The organism is Methanococcoides burtonii DSM 6242, assembly GCF_000013725.1.
Lineage (GTDB): Archaea > Halobacteriota > Methanosarcinia > Methanosarcinales > Methanosarcinaceae > Methanococcoides > Methanococcoides burtonii.
This window is the reverse complement of sequence record NC_007955.1, coordinates 528,690-548,934: the sequence shown is the minus strand read 5'-3', so window position 1 is coordinate 548,934 and position 20,245 is coordinate 528,690. Positions and strand designations below refer to the sequence as shown.

Genomic DNA, 20,245 nt, shown 5'->3' with positions numbered 1-20,245 from the left:
CCAGGAGACACAAAGAAGAGGTGATATAGAGGGATTAATGCGAACTGTCCATTTAGTCCACCCCCACCCACCATGCCAGCCAATTTATCAAGATCTGACCGACTTTATGCCAGAACACCAGTTTCCTAGTTTGCCAGTATTACATCATGGCAGACCATGTGGCCCCCGGAATGAGATTAATCACATTACAATACTAACATTGCACCACGAGAACATTTAACCACGCCCATATTGAGATCCATAAACTCACTTTGTAATTTAGATCGTTTCAGTATTACACACACCTGTAACAGTAATACTGTCAGGATGTCCACAGACAACTCAGCCCTCACAAATACTCTATATTGAGTCATATAACTTGCTAGCTTGTACAAAAATGCTTAGAGATCCATAGGCAATTTCACAAATATTTCCATAGCATCCCACATACAAGTATGCCATATAATAAGTAGTTGATAATATATAATAGATAATGCATAAAGAAAAAGTAATAATTATATATGATTATTAAAAAGGACATAACTAAAAGGATATTTGATATATTGTACTTTAAAATATTAATAATGAGTAATAAAAATAAATGATATATTTATGACTAAATTGAAAAAATAGTACCACCAGCATTACAAAAAAATAGTGATATTTTGCTATGCGAATTGATATATTTTTGATGTGCCACTTATACACTATACGAACAGAAAATGAATAGAAACATATAGCCATTTTTCCAGGATTTTGTTAAGCATGATACGAACCATTGAGATTATGATCTCAATTATATTAGAAAATGGCTTGATCAAAGTAGAAGATTTTAAAAAAATGTAGGTGCATTTTTATATAAACACGAATATTATATTTAAATTTATACTCGCATTTTTATAAATTTGCATTAAAGCATATTGTTAAATGTCCATTAGCAAAAGAACATATTCTAAAATTCATATTTAATAATATTGCAGCTTTGGTTAATTTGATATTCATGTATAAAAATATACTTTTAAAAATAGATAGTTAATATGGTACTATATGATATAGTCAAAAAATAAAATATATCATAATGACTAATAATAATTAGACATAAATGCAAATATATAGTTAATAATATATATTTGATAATTTTTGAAATGGAAATACATAGAAATGTCTTGCTGAAAAAGAGTGTAGATACATAATTGATACTCGATAACACCCAATAGGAGCCCCCTACAAGACTCATTTCAGGAAGCTGATAAAAGACCACAACCCCATACAAAACCTTTCATAACAGCAAGGAACTCACTCAACTCAAAGAGCAAGAACGGAAGTAGTTAATTGAACATAATCCGAGACTTCATCATTAGAGCCACAGCAACCTTTTATTGACCAGCAGAAAGTGAAAACCCTGTATCTTTTAGATAAAACTCCCAACATCATTTATGACATCAGTACATCAAGAGATACAACAAAGGTTACAAACAGAAAAACAGAAATTAATGCACTACTTCTTAATGTAATTACTGGCCCACACATTTAAATATCGTCCACAGGGATAAACCAATATAGCGATAAGTCAACATTCATTTAAGGATTCTTTCTAAAAGATAGAAGTAAATTAAAATGATTTGGGGAGATCATGACAAACAATGATAAGGGTACTAAGAATAGATTGATCAATGAAAAAAATCCATACCTTTTACAGCATGCTAACGATTCTGTGGATTGGTATCCATGGACAGAAGAAGCATTTGAAAAAGCAAAAAATGAGGATAAGCCAATATTCCTCTCCATTGGCTATTCAACATGCCATTGGTGCCATGTGATGGCAAAAGAATCCTTCAGGAACAAAGACGTTGCTAAAATGATGAACGACACGTTTGTCAGTATCAAAGTGGACAGAGAGGAACGCCCAGATATCGATTCAGTATACATGGACATCTGCCAGAAAATGAACGGCAGCGGAGGATGGCCCCTTACCATTATAATGACCCCGGAGAAGGTACCTTTCATTGCAGCCACATACATTCCCCTTAAAAGCGGGTTTGGAAGAAAAGGAATGCTCGAGATCATACCATGGATAGAACATCTCTGGAAAGAAGAACACAACAAAATAGTCGAACAGACCGAGCTGATAAAAACGGCCTTATCCGAAAAAAGTGAGAACTCGCATAACGAAGAAGTAACTGAAGAGATAATTCATAGAACTTACACATATCTTGCAAATAATTTCGATAACGAAAATGGGGGATTCGGAACCTCACCGAAATTCCCATCCCCCCATAACATATCATATCTTCTACGCTACTGGAAAAGAACAGGAAACCCAACAGCCCTGCAAATGGTCGAAAGAACATTACAGGCAATGAGAAAAGGTGGAATATATGACCACATCGGATTTGGATTTCACAGATATTCCACTGATAGCTCATGGCTTGTCCCGCATTTCGAGAAGATGCTGTATGACCAGGCATTGCTTATCATTGCATATACGGAAGCCTATCAAGCCACTAACAAAGAAGAATATTCGAATACAGCAAATGAGATCATTGAATATATCCTACGAGATATGACCTCACCTGATGGCGGATTCTATTGTGCTGGAGATGCTGACAGCGAGGAAGTAGAAGGTAGGTTCTACACATGGGAACTTTCGGAAATTGAGAGTATATTGAATCGTGAAGATCATCCTATCTTCAGAGATGCTTTTAATGTTCGACCTGAAGGCAATTTCCTCGAAGAAAGTACGCATCGGCCTAACGGAAAGAACATACTACACCTGGAGAAAGACCTGGAAAGCATTGAAAAACAATACAACATAACACGCAAAGAAATAGATCACATAATAGAACGATGCCGTAAACAACTATTTTCTACACGTGAAAAAAGGATACATCCTTCAAAGGATGATAAGATATTAACAGACTGGAACGGACTGATGTTAGCAGCACTCTCGATCAGTGGTCGCGTAATGGGCAACAAAAGATACATTGATATTGCAAAAAGAAACGCCGACCTGTTAATATCCGAGCGTATGAAAGAAAATGGTGAGCTCTACCACAATTATTCCAGCAACAAAGAGCCAACGATTGGGTTCCTCGATGACTATGCATTCTTTACATGGGGACTGATAGAGCTATATGAAGCGACTTTTGAGGTCACTTATCTCGCAAAGGCTCTGCAACTCACAGATTATATGATTGAGAATTTTAAAGATACGATAAATGGAGGGTTCTTCCACACATCCAATAAAAGTGAGACTTTGCTTTTCAGAAAAAAAGAAGTATATGACGGAGCTATTCCAAGCGGAAATTCAGTAGAAATAAACAACCTCCTCAAACTTTCAAAGCTTACTGGCAATCCCGAATTAAATAGTGAAGCAATAGATACGTCAAATGCTTTCGCATCCACAATATATGCCATGCCATTTGGTTACACACATTTCATTGCAGGTCTGGATCTTGCATTAGCCCCCTCTGTGGAAATTGTGATAGCAGGAGAGCTTGATTCCGAAGACACACAGCTTATGCTAAACAACATCAATGAAGAGTTCATTCCCGGTAAAACAGTTATTGTTAAAAGCGAAAAAAATGAGAAGGAACTGGAAAGAATAGCACCATACACATCCACACTTAAAACACAAAATCAAAAAGCAACTGCCTATGTCTGCCAGGGTCATGAATGCACGTTGCCCACAACTGATCCCCAAATAATAGTAGAGATCTTAAAGAAGATCCATAATATCCAGTGATGGTCCTATTAGAAACGTTTATTTAAAAGCAGACCACACATTTAATAGGGGTAATAAATGTACGATATTAAACATTCCTATGGACTATTTATTGCATTTATCATTACTTTGGTCCTGATATCAGGATGTGTTGGAACTGAGATCAACGAGGATACTGTAGCTGAAGTAAATATTAACTGGAAATAAGTAGAACTAATGGATACCATAACTGGTGACACTTTTAAAATAAGCGATTTTGAAGGACAAACGATAATATTAGAGACTTTTGCAGTCTGGTGCCCAACCTGCTTACAGCAGCAAAAAAAGATGGAAAAGCTTGCAGGAATAGAACTTGGACACTGGTGAAGAAATTGCAAAAGAAAGGAATTTCTGGTTTGCATGTTATACATTCCATCCGGAAACTACGATATATCTTCCAGAAGGTTTCGAACCTGAGCTTCCGGAAGAAAAAAGCACATCTCTTGGAATTGTGCCACCAGTAGCTGCCATATTATTTGCATTGGCAGCCAGCAAGAAAAAAACTGATAAAGAGATAAAACTTATCGAACAGAGAAAATATATCAATGAATAAGTCAAAAAAGGTGCCTATGGACACCAAAGAACTTCTTGCATCCCTGGAAAAGGATGCAAGAAGAATATCGAATAACGACATTATGAAAGCACGTTCATTCATGCTCAATTACGTTAAGTTCCTACCAGAGAAATATAAAAAAGCCTATTCGACAGAATTATTTAGTTATTACTATGAGACTTTTATGGAAATAAAGGGCTTAAGATCGAATCCTGTGATCGAAGAGATAGATATCGAAACATACAACGAACTTGTTAAAAATTACAGCCAGCAATTCAATGAAGATCCCCTTGAAAGCTACTTTCAGAGATTTATGAGTGTAGTAACACCATACTTGATATTCATAACAAAAAAACCACTACACCCCGTAGGTATGATCTTGCCCGGGGGAATGACAATAATGGAACCAAATGGTGAATATTACTGCCCGATCAAAAACAAGCAAACGGAAGTAGACATTGCCCTCTGCAAATATTGTATTTGCAAGGACAACGAAGAAGTTGTAAAAACGGATAGATATATGTGTGGTAAAAGCTTTAGATATTAGCTCCATCCAATAAACGTTTGAAATATCCAGTCGTTTTTCCAGAACTATCGAGTTGACCATCAAACTTGATTAACTCCCAGCCATCAATCCCAAGTGAATTTAGATCTTCTTTAGTAGTATCGATCTTGTCCATTCGAATCATCTTAATATCATATTCCCAGCAAGCCATATGTTTTACCTCTTATTTTAGGAGTATTGGTTACAATAAAAAGACTGCTTTGATGCTATATAACAGTTTTTAAAAATTAGATTTACCTATAACTCAAGCAAACTTGATATATCCGAGAGAGATTTCAATAATATTCAATTCAGATACGTATGAATAATTAATAGAAATTAGGTAACTATTCAGCCTACCTATAGTCAATCCTGTATGACCAACCTTTACACAAAAAGATTAGAAGCTCAAACAATTGTTGGAATAAATGGCATTCCAGCAATTGCATTTCGAATTGCATCCATCACAGGAACCTGATTCTTCTTAACAGTAGAAATGTAACTTCTTACCCACGAGAAAATTAATGCTCCTTGCATACTTCGGAATGTACCTGATATCTTCTGCTGTACTTTCATCATTCTCACATCCCTTTCTGCAAGATTATTCTCAAATGGAACTTTTAGATCATGCATAAACCTGAGAATATCATTTTTATAACCAATAAACCGATCCAGCAGATTTTTTGCTGTGGTTTGTTTAGTTCTTCCTCGCTTCTTTGATTTGGCTTGAAGTTGAGGATTTTCTTCTATCCCAATATGAATAATCTGGCCGTACCAATCTTCAAACTCTTTAATTCTCTCTGGTTTCATACAACCAGACATTTCTCGGATCTGGTCAACTGACTTTTTGACATCAATAAGTAGAATGTTCATAGCTTTTGACCACAATTGATCATCGTTCTCGCTTACACTTGTTAATTCTCGCAATAGATGAGCATTACAGATCGAATGATCACAATCATATTTGTAATATGATTTCCAGAAATCATGAACTACTGTACCATTAAAATTTGGTAAGATTCCCATCGCATTCATTGCGTCAGAGCCTCTTTTTTGATGAGGACAATAACATGTCATTTTGTTTGTAGAAGCAACATGTAACCACTGTCGTTTTCCTTCTATCCTCATACCAGTTTCATCACAATTTATCACAGGAGATTCTATTAAGAAGTTCTTGATCTGCTGTTCGAAATCTTCAAGCGATCTCTCACAATTGCTACATTTGTGTACTTTGTGAATTATAACTTCGTCAGGAACATCTACCATTCTGAGAGTAGTTCCAGGATGGTCTTTCTGACCACCTGGTTTCTTTCCACTCTTTTTTCGTCTGCTTTTTGTTTTTGGTTTCTCATTAATAAAAACATCAGTTGAAGGTGGTTTACTGCTGTTTCGGCTGTTTTTTTTGAGTTGCTCTTCCAACTTTTTAACTCGTTCTTCGAGTTCGGTTATTCTGGCAGCTTGTAGTTCTATGATCGTTTGTTGTTCAGCAATGATGTCGTACAATGTAGTGACAAGAGTGACAACTGCTTCGGGACCTTGTTCATAAACTGCTAGGATTTCTTTGCGTTTCGTGTTCATTCACCTCCTGTTTGGCAAAACCAATTGATTTTTTGGGTGTGAACTTAAATAGAATGCTACTACTTGCTTTTTTCGTAAAAATCCATGTCAGAAGATGAAATAGATTGAGGTGGGGGGATTTTAGCACGCAAAGGTGGCTGAATAGTTACATTATTTTTTTGATTAAAAGGCTTATGATCTTTTACATCCTCAGTGCCCCGTATGTGGTTCCAATAAAATAAATAAACAAGAGTATTATACGCGTAAGTTAAAGTTAGCAGAATTTGGAAGTCAAATAATCCACGTACGAAGGTATTATTGCAAAAAATGCTCTAAAAGATTTACAACACCTCTTGACCCAATTGTCAAAAAAGGTCATCAATATGCCAGAACATATGAACAGTATATTGAAGACAGTTATGAAACAGGATATTGTTCATTTAGACATTTACAAAAAATATTCAGTTCACTTTATGATTGCTCCCCATCCCATCAAACCATCTATAACTGGATAAGGAAATCAAACAAAGAAGTGACTTCAGAAGCTACAAAAGAATACTCGGGTTATTATTGCTATGATGAACAATATTTAAAATTGAATGGAAGACGATTTTATAGGCTCAGTTTGATTGATTCAATATTCAATAAACCAGTTGAAGAAATGATCGTTACTAATCTTGAATATGATACAGTAAAGGATTTTATTGAAAAAGCAACATCAAACAGACTAATTTATGCAATATCTACTGATCATCGGATAAAGTACAAATCGATAATGGATAAACTTGAGATAAAACATCAACTTTGCATATTTCATTTGTATAAATTGATTGGAAACGATGTATTCAAAAAGTTAAAATCAAAATTTGTTAGTTACCGTGAAAAGATAAACATGTGTTTAACATTTACAGAAATAAAAGAGATATTTAGAACATATGATGTAAGTATCGCAATCAATAGGCTTCAAAATTTAATAGACGGTATTAAGAAAATTCCATATGCTCTTTATAGATCAATAGACAAAATCACTAGAGATTTTAATAGATTGACTTTGTTTATGGTAGATGGATTTGTTTCTAAAACAACAAATCCAATCGAAAATTATTACAGACAAACATTACCTAATCAGCTAAAAAGAATATTTAAAACACCCGAATGAGTGTTGAATTATTTGGCTGTAAAAAAGAAATACTGGGAAGGTAACATATCAAATAAAGTTTAACACCAAAGTTTTTGACAGCCCCGATAGCGTACACTTTTTTCACGTTGTATATATCCCCGAAAGATTATGCAAGGGGCATGAATCAAACCGTCAAAAAAGCCATCCAAATTCCCCATCTCCGATTCTTCACCTATACAGAACACAGTCAGCCTTGACATAAATAACAGAAACCCCATCAACGGTAAGCCTGTCCTTCACAAGCTCTTCAAGTTCCTTTATCCTGCTACCAGCAAGCTCCGGATCATTGAACTCAAAGACAGTGGCATCATCACAAAGCGCTTTTACAGCTTCCGTAAGGTCAGGTGTGGATTGTCCGCCTGTCATTGCTGCTGTCCTGTTGTCCAGCACCATGACGAGCACGTCACGTTTTGTCTCGACAGCATTTATCAGACCTACGATGCCGGAATGTGACAGTCCGAAGTCACCTATGACAGCAACGGACTTTTTATCGAAACCTGCAGCTGTGGAAATGGCAGCACCAAGTGCAAATCCGACATCAACGGCTTCAAGGGGTGCAGAGGCACTGCGTATGGAGCAGCCCATATCACCTGCTATGAAAATATCCAGATCATGAAGCATTCTGTAGACCGGCAGGAAAAGACAGTCCTCGCACAAAGAACGTGAACCCCTTTCCCCAATGGTCTCAATAAAAGTATATTTAGTTACCTTATCTTTATCGATGTTCTCGATCGCAAAACCGATCTGCTCTTTTTCAATGCGACCATATGGGAGATGCCCGCTCATCTTTCCCAGTACGTTCTCGCAAATATTTATGTGGGATTCGATAAAGGCTTCACTTTCCTCAACAACGAGAACTTTTTTATGGTCGGATATGAAATCTCTTAATTTCCTGACAGGAAGCGGAGATACAACATTAAGTGAAAGATGCGAAACCTCAAGCTGTCTTTCGGACAATAGCTCATCTACAAGCAAAGAGGGATATCCAGAAGAAATTATGCCTGTCTTGCCTGCTTTAACATGTAGTGTCAGAGAAGTATTCTCTGCTTCATCCACAAGCAATGGCTGTACATTTATGTGAAAATGCTGGTGCTTGCCACGCATTGTCAGCTTCCAGACAGACCTGTCAAATGTAGCTTCTGTTTTCTTAATATCCTCTGATCTTGTGACAGGACCTGTGGCTTTTTCCAGACGGTCTGTTATCCTGACTATAACAGGGGTCTTTGTACTTTCGGAGAGTTCGAATGCTCTGATAAGTGACCTGTATGCAGCATCAGGGTTCGACGGGTCGAACACCGCGACCTCTGCCACCTCACCGTACCATCGTGAATCCTGCTCGTTCTGGGAGGCTTTAACCCCCGGATCATCGCCTGCTATTATTACAAGTCCCGCGCCGATCGTATGTGTGACAGAGGTTATGAGAGGGTCGGAAAGGACATTCATGCCCACGTGTTTTGTGATGGTAAGTGCCCTTCTACCTGAAACGGAAGCACCGAGTGCGGTCTCCAGGGCAGCTTTCTCATTGGTCATCCACAGAATGGTCACTTCAGCAGGAGAGTTCTTTTCAAAATGTTCGATCACGGCTGTCGTGGGAAACCCGGCAACTGCAGTTATCATCTTTACGCCACAGTCCATGGCTGCAGCATAAAGGGCTTCAAGCCCCGTGACCTCCACAGGTCCATTCTGACCCTCAGGATCGTTCATAGCTTAGCTTCCAGATCGATCGATTCATCAGGACGGGCAAACCATGCAAGGGATGCCAATGCACCTATCACGCCATTGCCATCGAGCCAGATTTCAACACCATTCTTCTGTGCATGTTCCATTGCAATGTCCTTGGTCAGCTCACCGCTGCGACACATGGTGCTGTATTCTTCCATATGGGATGCATCGAACGAGGAAAGTGCTACCATGCCGGTCTCCTCGGATACGCTGTATTTGAGAAGTGCATTTTTCAGGTCTTCAAGGAGCTCTTCCTTCGCTTCCTCGCTCACACAACCAAATTCAAGCACTGTGGATACGCAGTTCTGTGTTTTAGCCGAGACCGGGAACAATTGAACAAGGGAATGGGAAAGATAGACGGATTCATTGCTATTAAGTGCCGTAGCAATGTTGTGTGTCATTGACCACGTAGCTCCCTCTTCCTTCGTATCTGTATCATCTATCCCGATAAGCACACGCTGCCGCCTTGGAACGACTATGGTGCCCTTGGCAGCCTTTCCGCCACCTGAGTCACCCACATCATAGCGTAGTACTCCTTGGGCAAATGCCCTGCATTTAGTGGCACCCACGCCCCCGCCTCCAAGACCTGCATAGGTGATGGATACCTCATCCCCGTCAACCACAACAGATTCTATCCCGGCAGCAGCCACTGATGGCTTAAGTGTAAGATCGCAAACATCAACTTTCACAAGGTAGCGGCTCATGTTGCCAACTGCACGTGCCTTTTGTACAAGGGGTGACCGGGCATAATGGAAGCGTGACCATGCAGCACCACTATAGCAATTCGTATGCTCGATGATCTCTGCATACTCGTTATTTTCATCACAGACCGCATAGATACCCCTGTAGGGGATCGTATAGGGATCGGTAAGTTCTACTTCTTTCATCTGATTGGATGAATTATGGGTAATGGTTTAAAGCTTTTGTTAAAAGCTCATCATAAGTGTGAGATTATCAAATTAGCTTTTCGCTTTAAAAACGTAACTCTTTTTTCAAGACTACTGGCACCACTCTGGGCATAGCTTATGCATTGCATTTATATAGCAGAAAATGTACCAGCCCATGAAATATTATTACGATGTTTCGGACGGAATCTGTACCAGAGATTCAATTGCTAACTATCTGAACACAGATAATGCATCAATATGCCAATTTTTGTATTTCTTAGATATCGATGACATTGCTTCTTATGTTGAAAGTAGCTATTATGCCGATAAGGACTGGCACTTTCGGTATAAGGTTTCGTCAATGATAAAGCTCATCGTTGTGAAATGTTATAGAAACCTCTCATTTGAGAAAACAATATCGACCTTAACAAAAGAAGAAGCGCAGCTTCTTTCTTTTGAAGACAATAACGGCATTATGAATCTTCCATCCCCTGCAACACTGCATCATTTTGTAAAATACAGACTTGGAAAAACTGGACTCGATGAAGTAATGTTCAAAATTGGAAAGAATATCTCCAAAAATACAAAGATTAGAGATGCGAAAACAGATTCAACTCCACTTGAAGCATCAAGATATGACAAGTATGCAGATTACAATCCGCATTATAATTGTAAGATGGACAAAGCTCACATCACCATGATTGGAACACTTCCAATCTACATGACTCATACAAAAGGTGCTTCTCACGATTCTCCTGAATTGAAGAAACATATTGATGCATTGGTAGAAATGGGAGTTGACATTGACACTTATGCATTGGATGGAGGTTATGATTCATTCAGGAATCATGCAGATATCTGGTATAAGTTGAATGCAAAACCAGTGATTGCATACTCTTCGGATTCTAAAGTTCAATACGAGGGAATGATGGAAAGAATTGATCACTGGGTTAACAAAATGTGGAAACTTGGTGGATCTATTCATATGAAATATGAAGAAAAACTTCATTTCCTCTATGAAAATGGAAGAGAAAAACAGGTAGGTATGCACTTGCGAAACAAGAATATCAAAGATGATGGATTCGATGAAGATTATTCGCACAGGGGTGAATGTGAACGAGTACACAATCATATTAAGTTGACTGTAAAGTTCGACATCAGAGGAATGAAAAATGGCAGTAAGAAACTGTATTCAGTTATGAATTTCGTTGCATATCAATTGCTTGTAGCTACAAATTTGCAAAATGGAGTTAAAGAAACTAACTCATTTGCAAATTATGTATGAGGTAATGTCATCAAATTAGAATGGGAGGATTTATGAGCTAATTTGATAATCTCAGTGTAAAAAAATAATTCAGTCATTAGTTTATGTAGCCTTCCTCTTTCAAACTGATATACCTGCCATCCCCGATGATCACATGGTCGAGAACATGAAGATTGAACTGGATATGTATTGTCCTGATAAACAGCATTTGTATTTCGTTAGGGCCTGAAATAATAATTTTGCCAGATAGTTATGCAAAAGAATATTTCAATCTAAGGGTCTCATCAGAACGTGTCGAATTCTCGTCATAAATTTCAACAGTAAGATGGCGTGGAAATGATCTATGCACATTTTGCTCTTTTGTGATTTTATTATCCATTGTAACAATATATTTGTAAGATCCTAACGCAGAAGCACTTATGGGAACATAGATTCCTGTGCTTGGACCGCTTAAATATGTCTCAGCAAATATCATGTCGCTGTCATCATTAAATATTTTCACTTCAATTGTATGATTATCATTGCCATGATTTTCGATGGCAAAGACTAGTGAATCAGAATAGTGGATGGATGCAATCATTCCTGTCATTACCAAAAGCAATCCAACTAAAATTATTGTCATATTTCTACTAGCCACATAACAAGATAATTTTTAAGATACTTATAATTTTTGGAGAAAGCTGTATACTAATTCTTTCAATCACGTAGAATAAAGACCCATTTAAAAAAAATGTCATAGGGAATAAAAAATAAAAAAAGGAGGGATGATCACCTTTTAATTACTGACAATGTACTGATTTTTTATCAGCCCATGTAGTAATTGTCGGTATAATCAGTAAAGTATGTAACTAATGGAGGAATTGGAATCAATCGCAAAACAGTGCTGTGAACTCCCTGTACAAAATAATAGTGACCACTTGTGATGGTTGAAGTGATATAATTTGAACCTACCAGGAATGCAGCTGCTAGACGTAAGGATATATCTGCGGCTTGAGTCAGATTGATCGGATTGATAAGCTGATCAATCTTCGATTCAACTTCTTCAATGAGAATGGATGGTTGGAGTAGAGGCACATGCAAGGTTTAGCAGTAGGTTATAAAAAGGAAAGTTGAAATAACATTAGTACACGATTAATCTTATAGCTGTTAGAATATTTGTTCTTATGAACTGGATGGGGGAAATGTTCAACTATTGCAGGTCATCTTAAATTTACTTCATTGTTTTACCCATTATTATTCGAAATCAACTAATTCTAATTTATGATATTATAGACCAGTTCTTGAATAGTATTAATTCAGTGAGGTTACCTTTCCTGAATTACTATAATATGACTGAGAAATTAATTTCATCAAATCTCTTTCGTGGTCTGAGAAATTATGTGTTTCAGTTGTTCCGTGGTATACTATAAAAAAATCATCTCTTGTCTCAAGAAATGGATTTTCGTAAACTACGAAGTAACCAGCTGTTTTCTTTCCTTCATATTTGGTTGCATTGACAGTTGTATCCAATTCTTTTGTAAAGTCAAGTTGCATATTTTCTGTTTTACCATTTATTATCAAATAATCATGTAGAGTTTTTTTTGCTTCTTGAAACAATAATTCTCTTTCGAAATACCAAACAATTAGGACTAATGAATCCGAATGGCTTTCTGATGCTGTGTTAATTGAAATAAATGGGAACAACGAATCATAGGTATTCGAGTCAATTAGATACCATTCAGGCATACCTTCAGCAGGGGGAAGTCCAGGTCCTATTCGGTAAAAAGAGCTAAATATAAAGATAGATCCAAAAACCAAAAAAGCAACAAACAATAAAATCAATAGCTTTTTATTCTTGATATGCTCAAACATTGTACCTCCTAAAAAAATAAAGGTGGGTTAGGGTCTAACCCAGGTAGCAACAGCTACTCCCCAATTCCCAAATATCAGATAATGATCATCAGTGCCAGACCAACCGTCGTGCAATATTACATAATCAGTAGTGGAATCTAGATAACCAGTACATGCAACGCTGTGTTGTCCATACGCTTGAGTTCTCCCACTTGCCAATCCTCCACTATTCATATTAATCATAAATGGTCGACTGCTATCAATTTCAGATTTTACTTCGCTCCACGATAAGTAATAGTCATTAGTTGCATCAAAGTTATTGTATCCATGATTACTACAAACATCTTCAATACCATCATCAATTAATGGAGTGTATGTAACCCCATCTGAATCAGTATACATTTCAGTTGCTAATTCAGAAATCAATGTATCTCCTTCAGGTAAAGATGAATATGATCCTCCTTCCCAATATCCCAATACATTTGCAGCTGCAGTAGGGGTACATCCTAGATAATAATCATAGTAAGGAACGCCAGCAATTTTATGGTCCATTACAGAATATGTTAGATAAGAGTATGAATTTAATGCACTTGAACTAATTTGTGCATCTAATTCCTCCCACATAACAGTTATTTCTTCTTTATCGCTATATTGCAAAGATTCATCGTTTTCATTAGAGAACAAATCTAATTCATCACTAGAAATTGCTTCCCCTGTAATTAGGTCAACTATAATTTTGTTTTTAGTCATACCATTTCTATCTTTCAGGTCATATTCTTCGAGATAGTAAGTTCCACCTAAGTATAATTGCTTTGGGCTTTCATACTCAATTGTATCTTTTGACATATATTGATTAGCACTATCTATTGATTTTTTCTTCATTTCAGAATTTTCAAATGGAATTTCATTTTTAGTAAATGCTAAAATTGGATAGTTTCTTTTAGATGCAGATATCAACATATAGCCCATATATTGCTTCTTGTCAGAAACTTCGAATGCATATACAGTCGGATTTCCTTCAAGATCATACAAAGTTGATGAGCATTCAATTTTTGCATTTTCCCAGTCAGAAAAATCAGAAACCGATGTTTGAATTTGTTGTTTGTAATGAGAGGCGATTAACTCTGCACTATCAATTGTTACAAAAAATGGGTCCAGATTGTCTGTTTTTTCAAACTGGTTTGCACTAACATTAGCCGTTAACATAATGCCAATGCACAAAACCAATAAAATACTTAATATATTTGTTCTGTTCATTTCATGTCTCCTTTATTATTAGAATATACTCCCACACATTAAACCCATTTTAAGTATTAATAACTATTTTTGTATAATGTTGGCATTGTGATATAGTTTTATACAATTCAACAAAAATTATACTGGTTGTCAAAATATTTTTGCATATTTTTTATGATCTGATAGTCGACGTGAAGATACCAATACTACATTGAATACCAAAAACATTCCATTAAACACCGAATATCACAACAAAAGCAACCGGGATAATGATTGAAACAATCCAGTTGACCACGATGATTCCCACAGCATTACTCTAGCATGTCACCCACAGCTGCTTGAGCATCGGCGTAGGCCTTGAGAAGATAATCCGCAAGCTTGTCGCCGTCTTCATCGGAAGGTTTGAGATCATCTTTTCCTGAACTGACAATGCTGCCCACATTCGCAGGTGCAGCTGCAGTATCGAAATTCTCCAACTCAAGTGATCCAAAGCCAGCCTGTTCAGCAGCTGATTGAACATCAGTCTTAATGCCACCGATCTGTTTGAGGACCTGCAATCTCTTTGCATTAGTCAATTTCAGTACTTCACTAATATTCCCTCCACTAAATAAATCATGCAAGGTTACCTATAACATTTCACTACTAACTTTACTTTCAACTTTTTTCTCACCCATACCTCAATAAAGTGAACAAATAAATCAAATCTAAAAACATCTTCTTCTATCGTTTTCGGTCCCCTTTTCACCTTCATAAAATGCATTCTCTGAATCGATAACCATGCATTTTTCAGCATAAATGATATCAACGCATAGAAATATCGTAGCATTGGATTTCTTGAAGATGTTTTCGGTTTCACCACATTCCGCATTCGATATGATGATTCAATAGTAAATCGTTTCCTGTAGATCGTGCTAATCTTTCCTGGTTCCCAATCAATTCCATAAACAACAAACCCTAAATTCTCACAACCATTTTTCCCTCTCTTTCCTTTCAGATACTTAACATCAATAGCAATATCAAGTTCTACATCTCCTTTCTTATTCTTCATAACGTACTTCTCATAACGTTTTTTATTTCCATCAAGAAGATCCTTTATTCTTTTTCCCATCCTTACAACAGGAGTAATATGTGGAATCTCATTCTCCTGTAAAAATGCAAAAACGTCTCTGGAGTAAAATTCTCGGTCCAAACAAAGAACATTGGTCTTAAGATTGATTTTATCAACTAGATCTATGAAATATTTAAGATAATCTGTCTTCGTTCTGCCTTTTTCTACAGGCAACATGGAAATTGTAAATCTTGTGTATTTGTTTATGATGCAAAGAGAAATGTAAGAGTAGAATGAGTTTGTTGATTTCTTAGCTTGTCCTCGAATCACATAGTTCTCATTGATAGCATCCACTTTTCCATAGTATGGATCATTTGTATAATCAATTGCAAGATCATACTTTTTATTTGAATCAAGGGTTTAGTGGGATGATTGCAAGAGAATCTTTGCATTGTTTTCAATGAGCTGATCGAAATCAATCTTATGCAAATGATATCTCATCGATGTTTCACATGGAGTCTTATGATATTGTTTACCAATTGAATGGATTGAAAGTTTATCGGTGGACATTCCGAGAACATTAGTGAAAAGGTCTTTAGGAGTAAGTGATCCATTTATTGAAATGGGAATGTTGTCCAGAAGTGGTGGTAGAACCGTTTTGATACAGTGAGCAGGTGTTAATTCTAGTCGTGATAACATGGAAAGGGCATTTTAAAGGTATATTAATGTGCCGAATGGTATTGATTTCGTGAATTATGCCAAAATTAGAGAACTACTGAAATTGTCTTGTAAAATACTCCTGATACTTTTTTCTCTTTACGAATTCATTAAAAATATATAAATGAATACTGGAAATTATTGCATATTCTACCGCAACCGGTTTTAATCGACATGCCAATTTATAATCTGGGAGAAGGGAGAGGATTTCCGTCAGCGGATTGTGATTGGATTAATTACCACCTTTAATAATTTCTCACCCATCTCCTTACTAACATTTGTACTATTTTGAATAATAACTTTAAGAAAATATATTTAATAATTTTTGTATGATCGATACCCTTTTTAGACTCTAAACCAATGTACTACATGGGTGTGGAAGCCGTATTATTTTAAGCGAGTTTGGGGATTCGACGTGGGGGATCCACGATATGTGGATTTAGTATTATGGTTCCCATGCCAATTGTTACAGTAATCCTTTACCTCTGTTCAAAAGGGATATATGTGTAATCTCTTTTGTAAATTTCACACAAACTGGAAAATTAAATTGAAGAATGTATCAAACCGATACTTCTTCATAATCTGGATTTTCAACTTTTCCCATAAAAAGAATACATTCTGTGTTTCTGTCTTCAATAAAAAACATGAATGGATGATCTGCTTTTAATTCCCAATTTGGTGCAGAATAGCCCATAAAGAAAGATACCAATGTTGCTGCTGCTGCTTCGGTTCCCTGTTCATTTACATCAATAACTGCCTTGTGATTAATCCCGGATATTGCTAAGTTTTCTTTTTGGTATTTTTCACTATTATATAATCCAGAAAAATTTGCAGTCATAATGTTAAAAGCATCGGTCATACCTAAATCCTGCAAAGAAGTTACGAGTTCAGAATTTGTCGAATACGTAAATTTGGGAAGACATATTTCTCCTTGCTGTTTTGACATATTATACTTCAATTCAGTATACTTATCTATGGTAAAACTACTTTCAAAATTAGAAATATTATTTTCTTTTGGAAGTACGATGTACATACTAATATTATTGTCCCGATATGGCAATTCCACAATTTTTGCACTATGATCTTCTGCGCAATTGAATACTTCATTGGCAGTCATGAAGTCAACTGTTTTACTCTGGCCATTTGAAAGATAGAATTGCTCTTGTTTTGTATTGCGTGGTTCAAATTGATTATACCATGTTCCATTGAAATAAACGGTATTGGTAATCATCATAAGTGTAGCTGGACTTATTCCACCTTCTGTAACCATTTCATTTATTTTTCCACTGGTTTTCTCTTCTACCCACAAATTAATGGTATTTCTGGAATCTTCCGGTTTATTTATAAAATCGAGTGGTTTGACTAATCCTCCATAGAATGTTTCAACGTTGAATACATATTGCTCATTCAAAAGATAATTTTTTTTAATCCAAAGTGCATTTGCAGTTTTTAAAGCATTGTTCTCATCTTCAAGATATAGCTCATTCATCAGTTTTTTTGAATTTGCTTCAAGAACAATTTTCTCTAAAGGATAACCAAATACATCTGCAATTTGTTTCTTTGTTGATCCTTCTGCTCCTTCATAACAAATTGATATTGCACTGAATATGCTATATGGTGAAAAAAGAACATTCCCTTCATTTTCATTTTTAGAGATTGAATACATATCAAATGCAAATGCATTGTTTGCAGCTACAAGATCATATTTTTCAACTGACTCAATATCTATGATTTTCTCTTCAGTTACAATTGAATTTTCAACACATCCCACTGAAAACAATACAAACGTGCTCAATATGAGTACAAAAATAATTTTGAATTTGTGCATGTTTATACTAAAAGTAGCTGCTATATAATCTTTTTTAATTTAGATTAAACTATAAAATACATACATACATACATAGTAATGAAATAGTTATTCAACAAGTAATTGTTAACAAAAGGAAGGCAGAGGAAAGACTCCCTCTTTAAACCCATTGTAAAACAGTGCAGCATAAGGTTCTTTAACCACAGTAACCTGATCGAACCAGAACTGTATGACTACAGCATGAATCTTGTTATCAGTGACTGGTTGAAGTTGAATCCAAAGTTTGGAACACTGCGAGTTGTCTTCCTGCCATCAACAATAGTCGGATAGCTGATTTTCTGAGTAGAGTGGCGTGGACTGTTGTTGTAGTAGATTGTCGTATTGACTTGTTTCGGGGAGTGCACCTACTGACTATGTTGCAGTTGCTTTCTTATCAGGTTTTGGAGAAAATGAGAAAATGAGAAAATGAGAATAGGAGATCGATGAAGCTCATGTATGGAAGTGAGCGAGTTGAGTATAAAAAGAAAAGTTGGATTACTTTGATTCCTAATAATCCATTAGCATGTAAATCCCATCATTTCATATCAGATCGCACACGGTCTTTAAGTTCCTGCTTTTTTGCAGCATTCCATCCACTAACATTGGATATATATCCAGTTACTCTTGAGAGTTGGTGGACATTGTGATTCATACAATCCGGGCACGCAGGTTGATCGCATATGGGACACTGTGCAATGTTGGCAACGGTCTCATGAGCGCATTTCTTTCCATTAAGTGCTACCCATGCGTGAACCGGGCATGGATTATCTTCATTTGTTTTCATAGGTTGTCCATCATTGAACTCATTGCACCATTCTTTGCACCTGTTAATGAATTCATTCTTTGGGAGTGCAAAAAGCTCTTCTGTTGACATTGTTTGTGAATTTGACATGTTTCATTTCTCCTGTGTTATGATATATTCTTGAAAGTTGGTTTATTGATTGATAACGGTTTTTGACCCCATGATTGAATACTAATATATCTAAATTGGTAACAGAGTTGATAACATATGCCAAAAATATTCATCAGATTCTCAACCAACTGTTCAGGAGTTGTATGGTCCCTGTGTTTCTGCACTCTTTTACTGTTTTCTTCTATCTGGTCCTTCAACAAACATCTTATCGATAAGTTCCCAGACATTGTGCGTATTTTCTAAAGCATAGCTTCTAAGCTGAGAATGTATCTTTTATGTTATCAACCCCTTTGAGTAAATTTATGGATCATACATTTTTGTATATGTCCTAATTGGTTATTCAGTGGGGTAACTTTCGGCTATATGAATGAAAGTTGAAAAATAATTCTTAATATTGGTGAAAGAAAAAGATTCAGGATAGAAATCAACATCGATCTCTCCAAAAGATTTTAGTGGTTATACTTATAGTGGATTCAGACTCAAATAAAGTCCCCAGATCCCACTGGCGATCATACTCACTGAAATTGCACCCAGGAACAGGCCAAACAGTCTGGTAAGTACCAGCATTCCATTGTATCCCATTTTTTTGTGTATTCTTCTGGAAAATAGAAATGTTACCAGGGTTATTGAATAAGTTAGTACCAATGCGAGCATAATGAGCGTTTTTTGCTGAACTAATCCAGCAGTCTCTGTAAGAACTATGACTGTTGTTATTGTGGCAGGCCCTGTTAGTATAGGCATGGCAATTGGGAATATCCAGATATCTTCACGTTTAGAAGATTCATCCATCTCTTTATCAGTAATGCTTTCTCTTGAGGTCTTAGCTTGCATCATTTCAAAAGCTATCATGATCAGTAACAGACCACCAGCAACTTTCAGTGAATCAAGACTTATCCCAAGAACATCCAAAATAATGTTTCCCGTAAACATGAAAATTACGGCAATGACAAAAGCCAGAGCAACCGATTTTTTTGCAATTACATTCTTTTCATCCAGAGTCAGACTATTGGTGAGCGTTATAAATGTAATTACTGCGGTAATAGGGCTCACAATGACGAGCAATGTGATAAATGAATAAATAAAATAACCCACAGAATCCATTGATTAACATATGTTTACATTGCTTAATAAATATACGCATGTAATATTTTCTTGAGATGATTTTAGGTGCAAAATGGTACTTCCATTCAAATTTTTGAAATTTTA

General features: G+C 36.2%; 18 protein-coding genes and 2 pseudogenes. 7 read left to right on the top strand and 13 right to left on the bottom strand.

Features of this window, described 5'->3' with window-relative positions:
* The first annotated feature begins 1,612 nt into the window (after window positions 1–1,612).
* From MBUR_RS02755 to MBUR_RS02745, 5 genes are read left to right on the top strand one after another with little or no spacing between them, the layout of a single operon-like run.
* A complete protein-coding gene (locus tag MBUR_RS02755; RefSeq protein WP_011498682.1) occupies window positions 1,613–3,724 on the top strand; it encodes a thioredoxin domain-containing protein in 2,112 nt (703 codons plus the stop codon).
* A 57-nt stretch (window positions 3,725–3,781) separates the two neighbouring features.
* Window positions 3,782–3,910, top strand: a complete 129-nt coding sequence (locus MBUR_RS14535; RefSeq protein WP_269479032.1) for a hypothetical protein — start codon at window positions 3,782–3,784, stop codon at window positions 3,908–3,910.
* A gap of 9 nt (window positions 3,911–3,919) precedes the next feature.
* Complete coding sequence (locus MBUR_RS13755) at window positions 3,920–4,069, top strand: TlpA family protein disulfide reductase (RefSeq protein ID WP_157196632.1); 150 nt, start codon at window positions 3,920–3,922, stop codon at window positions 4,067–4,069.
* Window positions 4,056–4,295, top strand: coding sequence for a hypothetical protein (locus MBUR_RS02750; RefSeq protein ID WP_011498681.1), 240 nt, complete (start codon window positions 4,056–4,058; stop codon window positions 4,293–4,295). Before MBUR_RS13755 ends, MBUR_RS02750 begins: the two co-directional genes overlap by 14 nt.
* 16 nt (window positions 4,296–4,311) lie before the next feature.
* Window positions 4,312–4,842 carry a DUF2115 domain-containing protein gene (locus MBUR_RS02745; RefSeq protein ID WP_048063485.1) on the top strand — a complete coding sequence of 177 codons (531 nt, stop codon included), beginning with the start codon at window positions 4,312–4,314 and terminating at the stop codon, window positions 4,840–4,842.
* Here MBUR_RS02745 and MBUR_RS02740 read toward each other — a convergent pair.
* Window positions 4,832–5,011 (bottom strand): hypothetical protein, encoded by a 180-nt coding sequence (locus tag MBUR_RS02740; protein WP_011498679.1) that lies wholly within the window; start codon window positions 5,009–5,011, stop codon window positions 4,832–4,834. The genes MBUR_RS02745 and MBUR_RS02740 overlap by 11 nt on opposite strands.
* Before the next feature lie 236 nt (window positions 5,012–5,247).
* Window positions 5,248–6,417 (bottom strand): IS66 family transposase, encoded by a 1,170-nt coding sequence (gene tnpC / locus MBUR_RS02735; RefSeq protein WP_011498678.1) that lies wholly within the window; start codon window positions 6,415–6,417, stop codon window positions 5,248–5,250.
* A gap of 172 nt (window positions 6,418–6,589) precedes the next feature.
* Here tnpC and MBUR_RS13310 point away from each other — a divergent pair.
* A pseudogene (locus tag MBUR_RS13310) lies at window positions 6,590–7,555 on the top strand (ISNCY-like element ISMbu2 family transposase); the annotation flags it as partial.
* 189 nt (window positions 7,556–7,744) lie between these two features.
* Here MBUR_RS13310 and MBUR_RS02725 read toward each other — a convergent pair.
* Complete coding sequence (locus MBUR_RS02725; protein ID WP_011498677.1) at window positions 7,745–9,280, bottom strand: thiamine pyrophosphate-dependent enzyme; 1,536 nt, start codon at window positions 9,278–9,280, stop codon at window positions 7,745–7,747.
* A complete protein-coding gene (gene mmp11 / locus MBUR_RS02720) occupies window positions 9,277–10,185 on the bottom strand; it encodes a methanogenesis marker protein 11 (protein WP_011498676.1) in 909 nt (302 codons plus the stop codon). The genes MBUR_RS02725 and mmp11 overlap by 4 nt, the downstream gene beginning before the upstream one ends.
* A 163-nt stretch (window positions 10,186–10,348) precedes the next feature.
* On the opposite strand from mmp11, the gene MBUR_RS02715 reads away from it, so the two are divergent.
* The gene (locus tag MBUR_RS02715; protein ID WP_011498675.1) at window positions 10,349–11,470 is read left to right on the top strand and encodes an ISNCY-like element ISMbu11 family transposase; all 1,122 of its coding nucleotides are present in this window, start codon (window positions 10,349–10,351) and stop codon (window positions 11,468–11,470) included.
* A gap of 76 nt (window positions 11,471–11,546) precedes the next feature.
* Here the strand turns inward: MBUR_RS02715 and MBUR_RS14615 are convergent, their stop codons facing one another.
* From MBUR_RS14615 to MBUR_RS02675, 9 genes and pseudogenes are all read right to left on the bottom strand, one after another.
* Window positions 11,547–11,657, bottom strand: a complete 111-nt coding sequence (locus MBUR_RS14615) for a JAB domain-containing protein (protein WP_332244240.1) — start codon at window positions 11,655–11,657, stop codon at window positions 11,547–11,549.
* A gap of 42 nt (window positions 11,658–11,699) precedes the next feature.
* On the bottom strand, window positions 11,700–12,071 hold the full coding sequence (locus tag MBUR_RS02710; protein WP_048063181.1) for a hypothetical protein: 372 nt from the start codon (window positions 12,069–12,071) through the stop codon (window positions 11,700–11,702).
* A 668-nt stretch (window positions 12,072–12,739) separates the two neighbouring features.
* Window positions 12,740–13,300, bottom strand: coding sequence for a hypothetical protein (locus MBUR_RS02705; RefSeq protein ID WP_011498673.1), 561 nt, complete (start codon window positions 13,298–13,300; stop codon window positions 12,740–12,742).
* Window positions 13,301–13,327: 27 nt separating this feature from the next.
* Window positions 13,328–14,536 carry a C39 family peptidase gene (locus MBUR_RS02700; RefSeq protein WP_011498672.1) on the bottom strand — a complete coding sequence of 403 codons (1,209 nt, stop codon included), beginning with the start codon at window positions 14,534–14,536 and terminating at the stop codon, window positions 13,328–13,330.
* Window positions 14,537–14,826: 290 nt separating this feature from the next.
* Window positions 14,827–15,090: a hypothetical protein gene (locus MBUR_RS02695; RefSeq protein ID WP_048063180.1), complete on the bottom strand. Its 264-nt coding sequence runs from the start codon at window positions 15,088–15,090 to the stop codon at window positions 14,827–14,829.
* Window positions 15,091–15,137: 47 nt separating this feature from the next.
* Window positions 15,138–16,262: pseudogene (locus MBUR_RS02690) on the bottom strand (ISH3 family transposase).
* 577 nt (window positions 16,263–16,839) lie between these two features.
* Complete coding sequence (locus tag MBUR_RS02685; protein ID WP_232221983.1) at window positions 16,840–18,075, bottom strand: serpin family protein; 1,236 nt, start codon at window positions 18,073–18,075, stop codon at window positions 16,840–16,842.
* 586 nt (window positions 18,076–18,661) lie between these two features.
* Window positions 18,662–19,018, bottom strand: a complete 357-nt coding sequence (gene nrdD / locus MBUR_RS12840) for an anaerobic ribonucleoside-triphosphate reductase (protein WP_052286187.1) — start codon at window positions 19,016–19,018, stop codon at window positions 18,662–18,664.
* 483 nt (window positions 19,019–19,501) lie between these two features.
* Window positions 19,502–20,140, bottom strand: a complete 639-nt coding sequence (locus MBUR_RS02675) for a MarC family protein (RefSeq protein ID WP_011498670.1) — start codon at window positions 20,138–20,140, stop codon at window positions 19,502–19,504.
* Window positions 20,141–20,245: the final 105 nt, after the last annotated feature.

Excerpts from the sequence above, each read along its gene's own strand:
- MBUR_RS02725 (WP_011498677.1), bottom strand. The coding sequence starts at position 9,280 with ATGAACGATCCTGAGGGTCAGAATGGACCTGTGGAGGTCACGGGGCTT.
- MBUR_RS02755 (WP_011498682.1), top strand. The coding sequence starts at position 1,613 with ATGACAAACAATGATAAGGGTACTAAGAATAGATTGATCAATGAAAAA.
- MBUR_RS14535 (WP_269479032.1), top strand. The coding sequence starts at position 3,782 with ATGTACGATATTAAACATTCCTATGGACTATTTATTGCATTTATCATT.
- MBUR_RS02705 (WP_011498673.1), bottom strand. The coding sequence starts at position 13,300 with ATGTTTGAGCATATCAAGAATAAAAAGCTATTGATTTTATTGTTTGTT.
- MBUR_RS13755 (WP_157196632.1), top strand. The coding sequence starts at position 3,920 with ATGGATACCATAACTGGTGACACTTTTAAAATAAGCGATTTTGAAGGA.
- nrdD (WP_052286187.1), bottom strand. The coding sequence starts at position 19,018 with ATGTCAAATTCACAAACAATGTCAACAGAAGAGCTTTTTGCACTCCCA.
- MBUR_RS02700 (WP_011498672.1), bottom strand. The coding sequence starts at position 14,536 with ATGAACAGAACAAATATATTAAGTATTTTATTGGTTTTGTGCATTGGC.
- MBUR_RS14615 (WP_332244240.1), bottom strand. The coding sequence starts at position 11,657 with ATGCTGTTTATCAGGACAATACATATCCAGTTCAATCTTCATGTTCTC.
- mmp11 (WP_011498676.1), bottom strand. The coding sequence starts at position 10,185 with ATGAAAGAAGTAGAACTTACCGATCCCTATACGATCCCCTACAGGGGT.
- MBUR_RS02740 (WP_011498679.1), bottom strand. The coding sequence starts at position 5,011 with ATGGCTTGCTGGGAATATGATATTAAGATGATTCGAATGGACAAGATC.
- MBUR_RS02715 (WP_011498675.1), top strand. The coding sequence starts at position 10,349 with ATGTACCAGCCCATGAAATATTATTACGATGTTTCGGACGGAATCTGT.
- MBUR_RS02675 (WP_011498670.1), bottom strand. The coding sequence starts at position 20,140 with ATGGATTCTGTGGGTTATTTTATTTATTCATTTATCACATTGCTCGTC.
- MBUR_RS02710 (WP_048063181.1), bottom strand. The coding sequence starts at position 12,071 with ATGACAATAATTTTAGTTGGATTGCTTTTGGTAATGACAGGAATGATT.
- tnpC (WP_011498678.1), bottom strand. The coding sequence starts at position 6,417 with ATGAACACGAAACGCAAAGAAATCCTAGCAGTTTATGAACAAGGTCCC.
- MBUR_RS02745 (WP_048063485.1), top strand. The coding sequence starts at position 4,312 with ATGGACACCAAAGAACTTCTTGCATCCCTGGAAAAGGATGCAAGAAGA.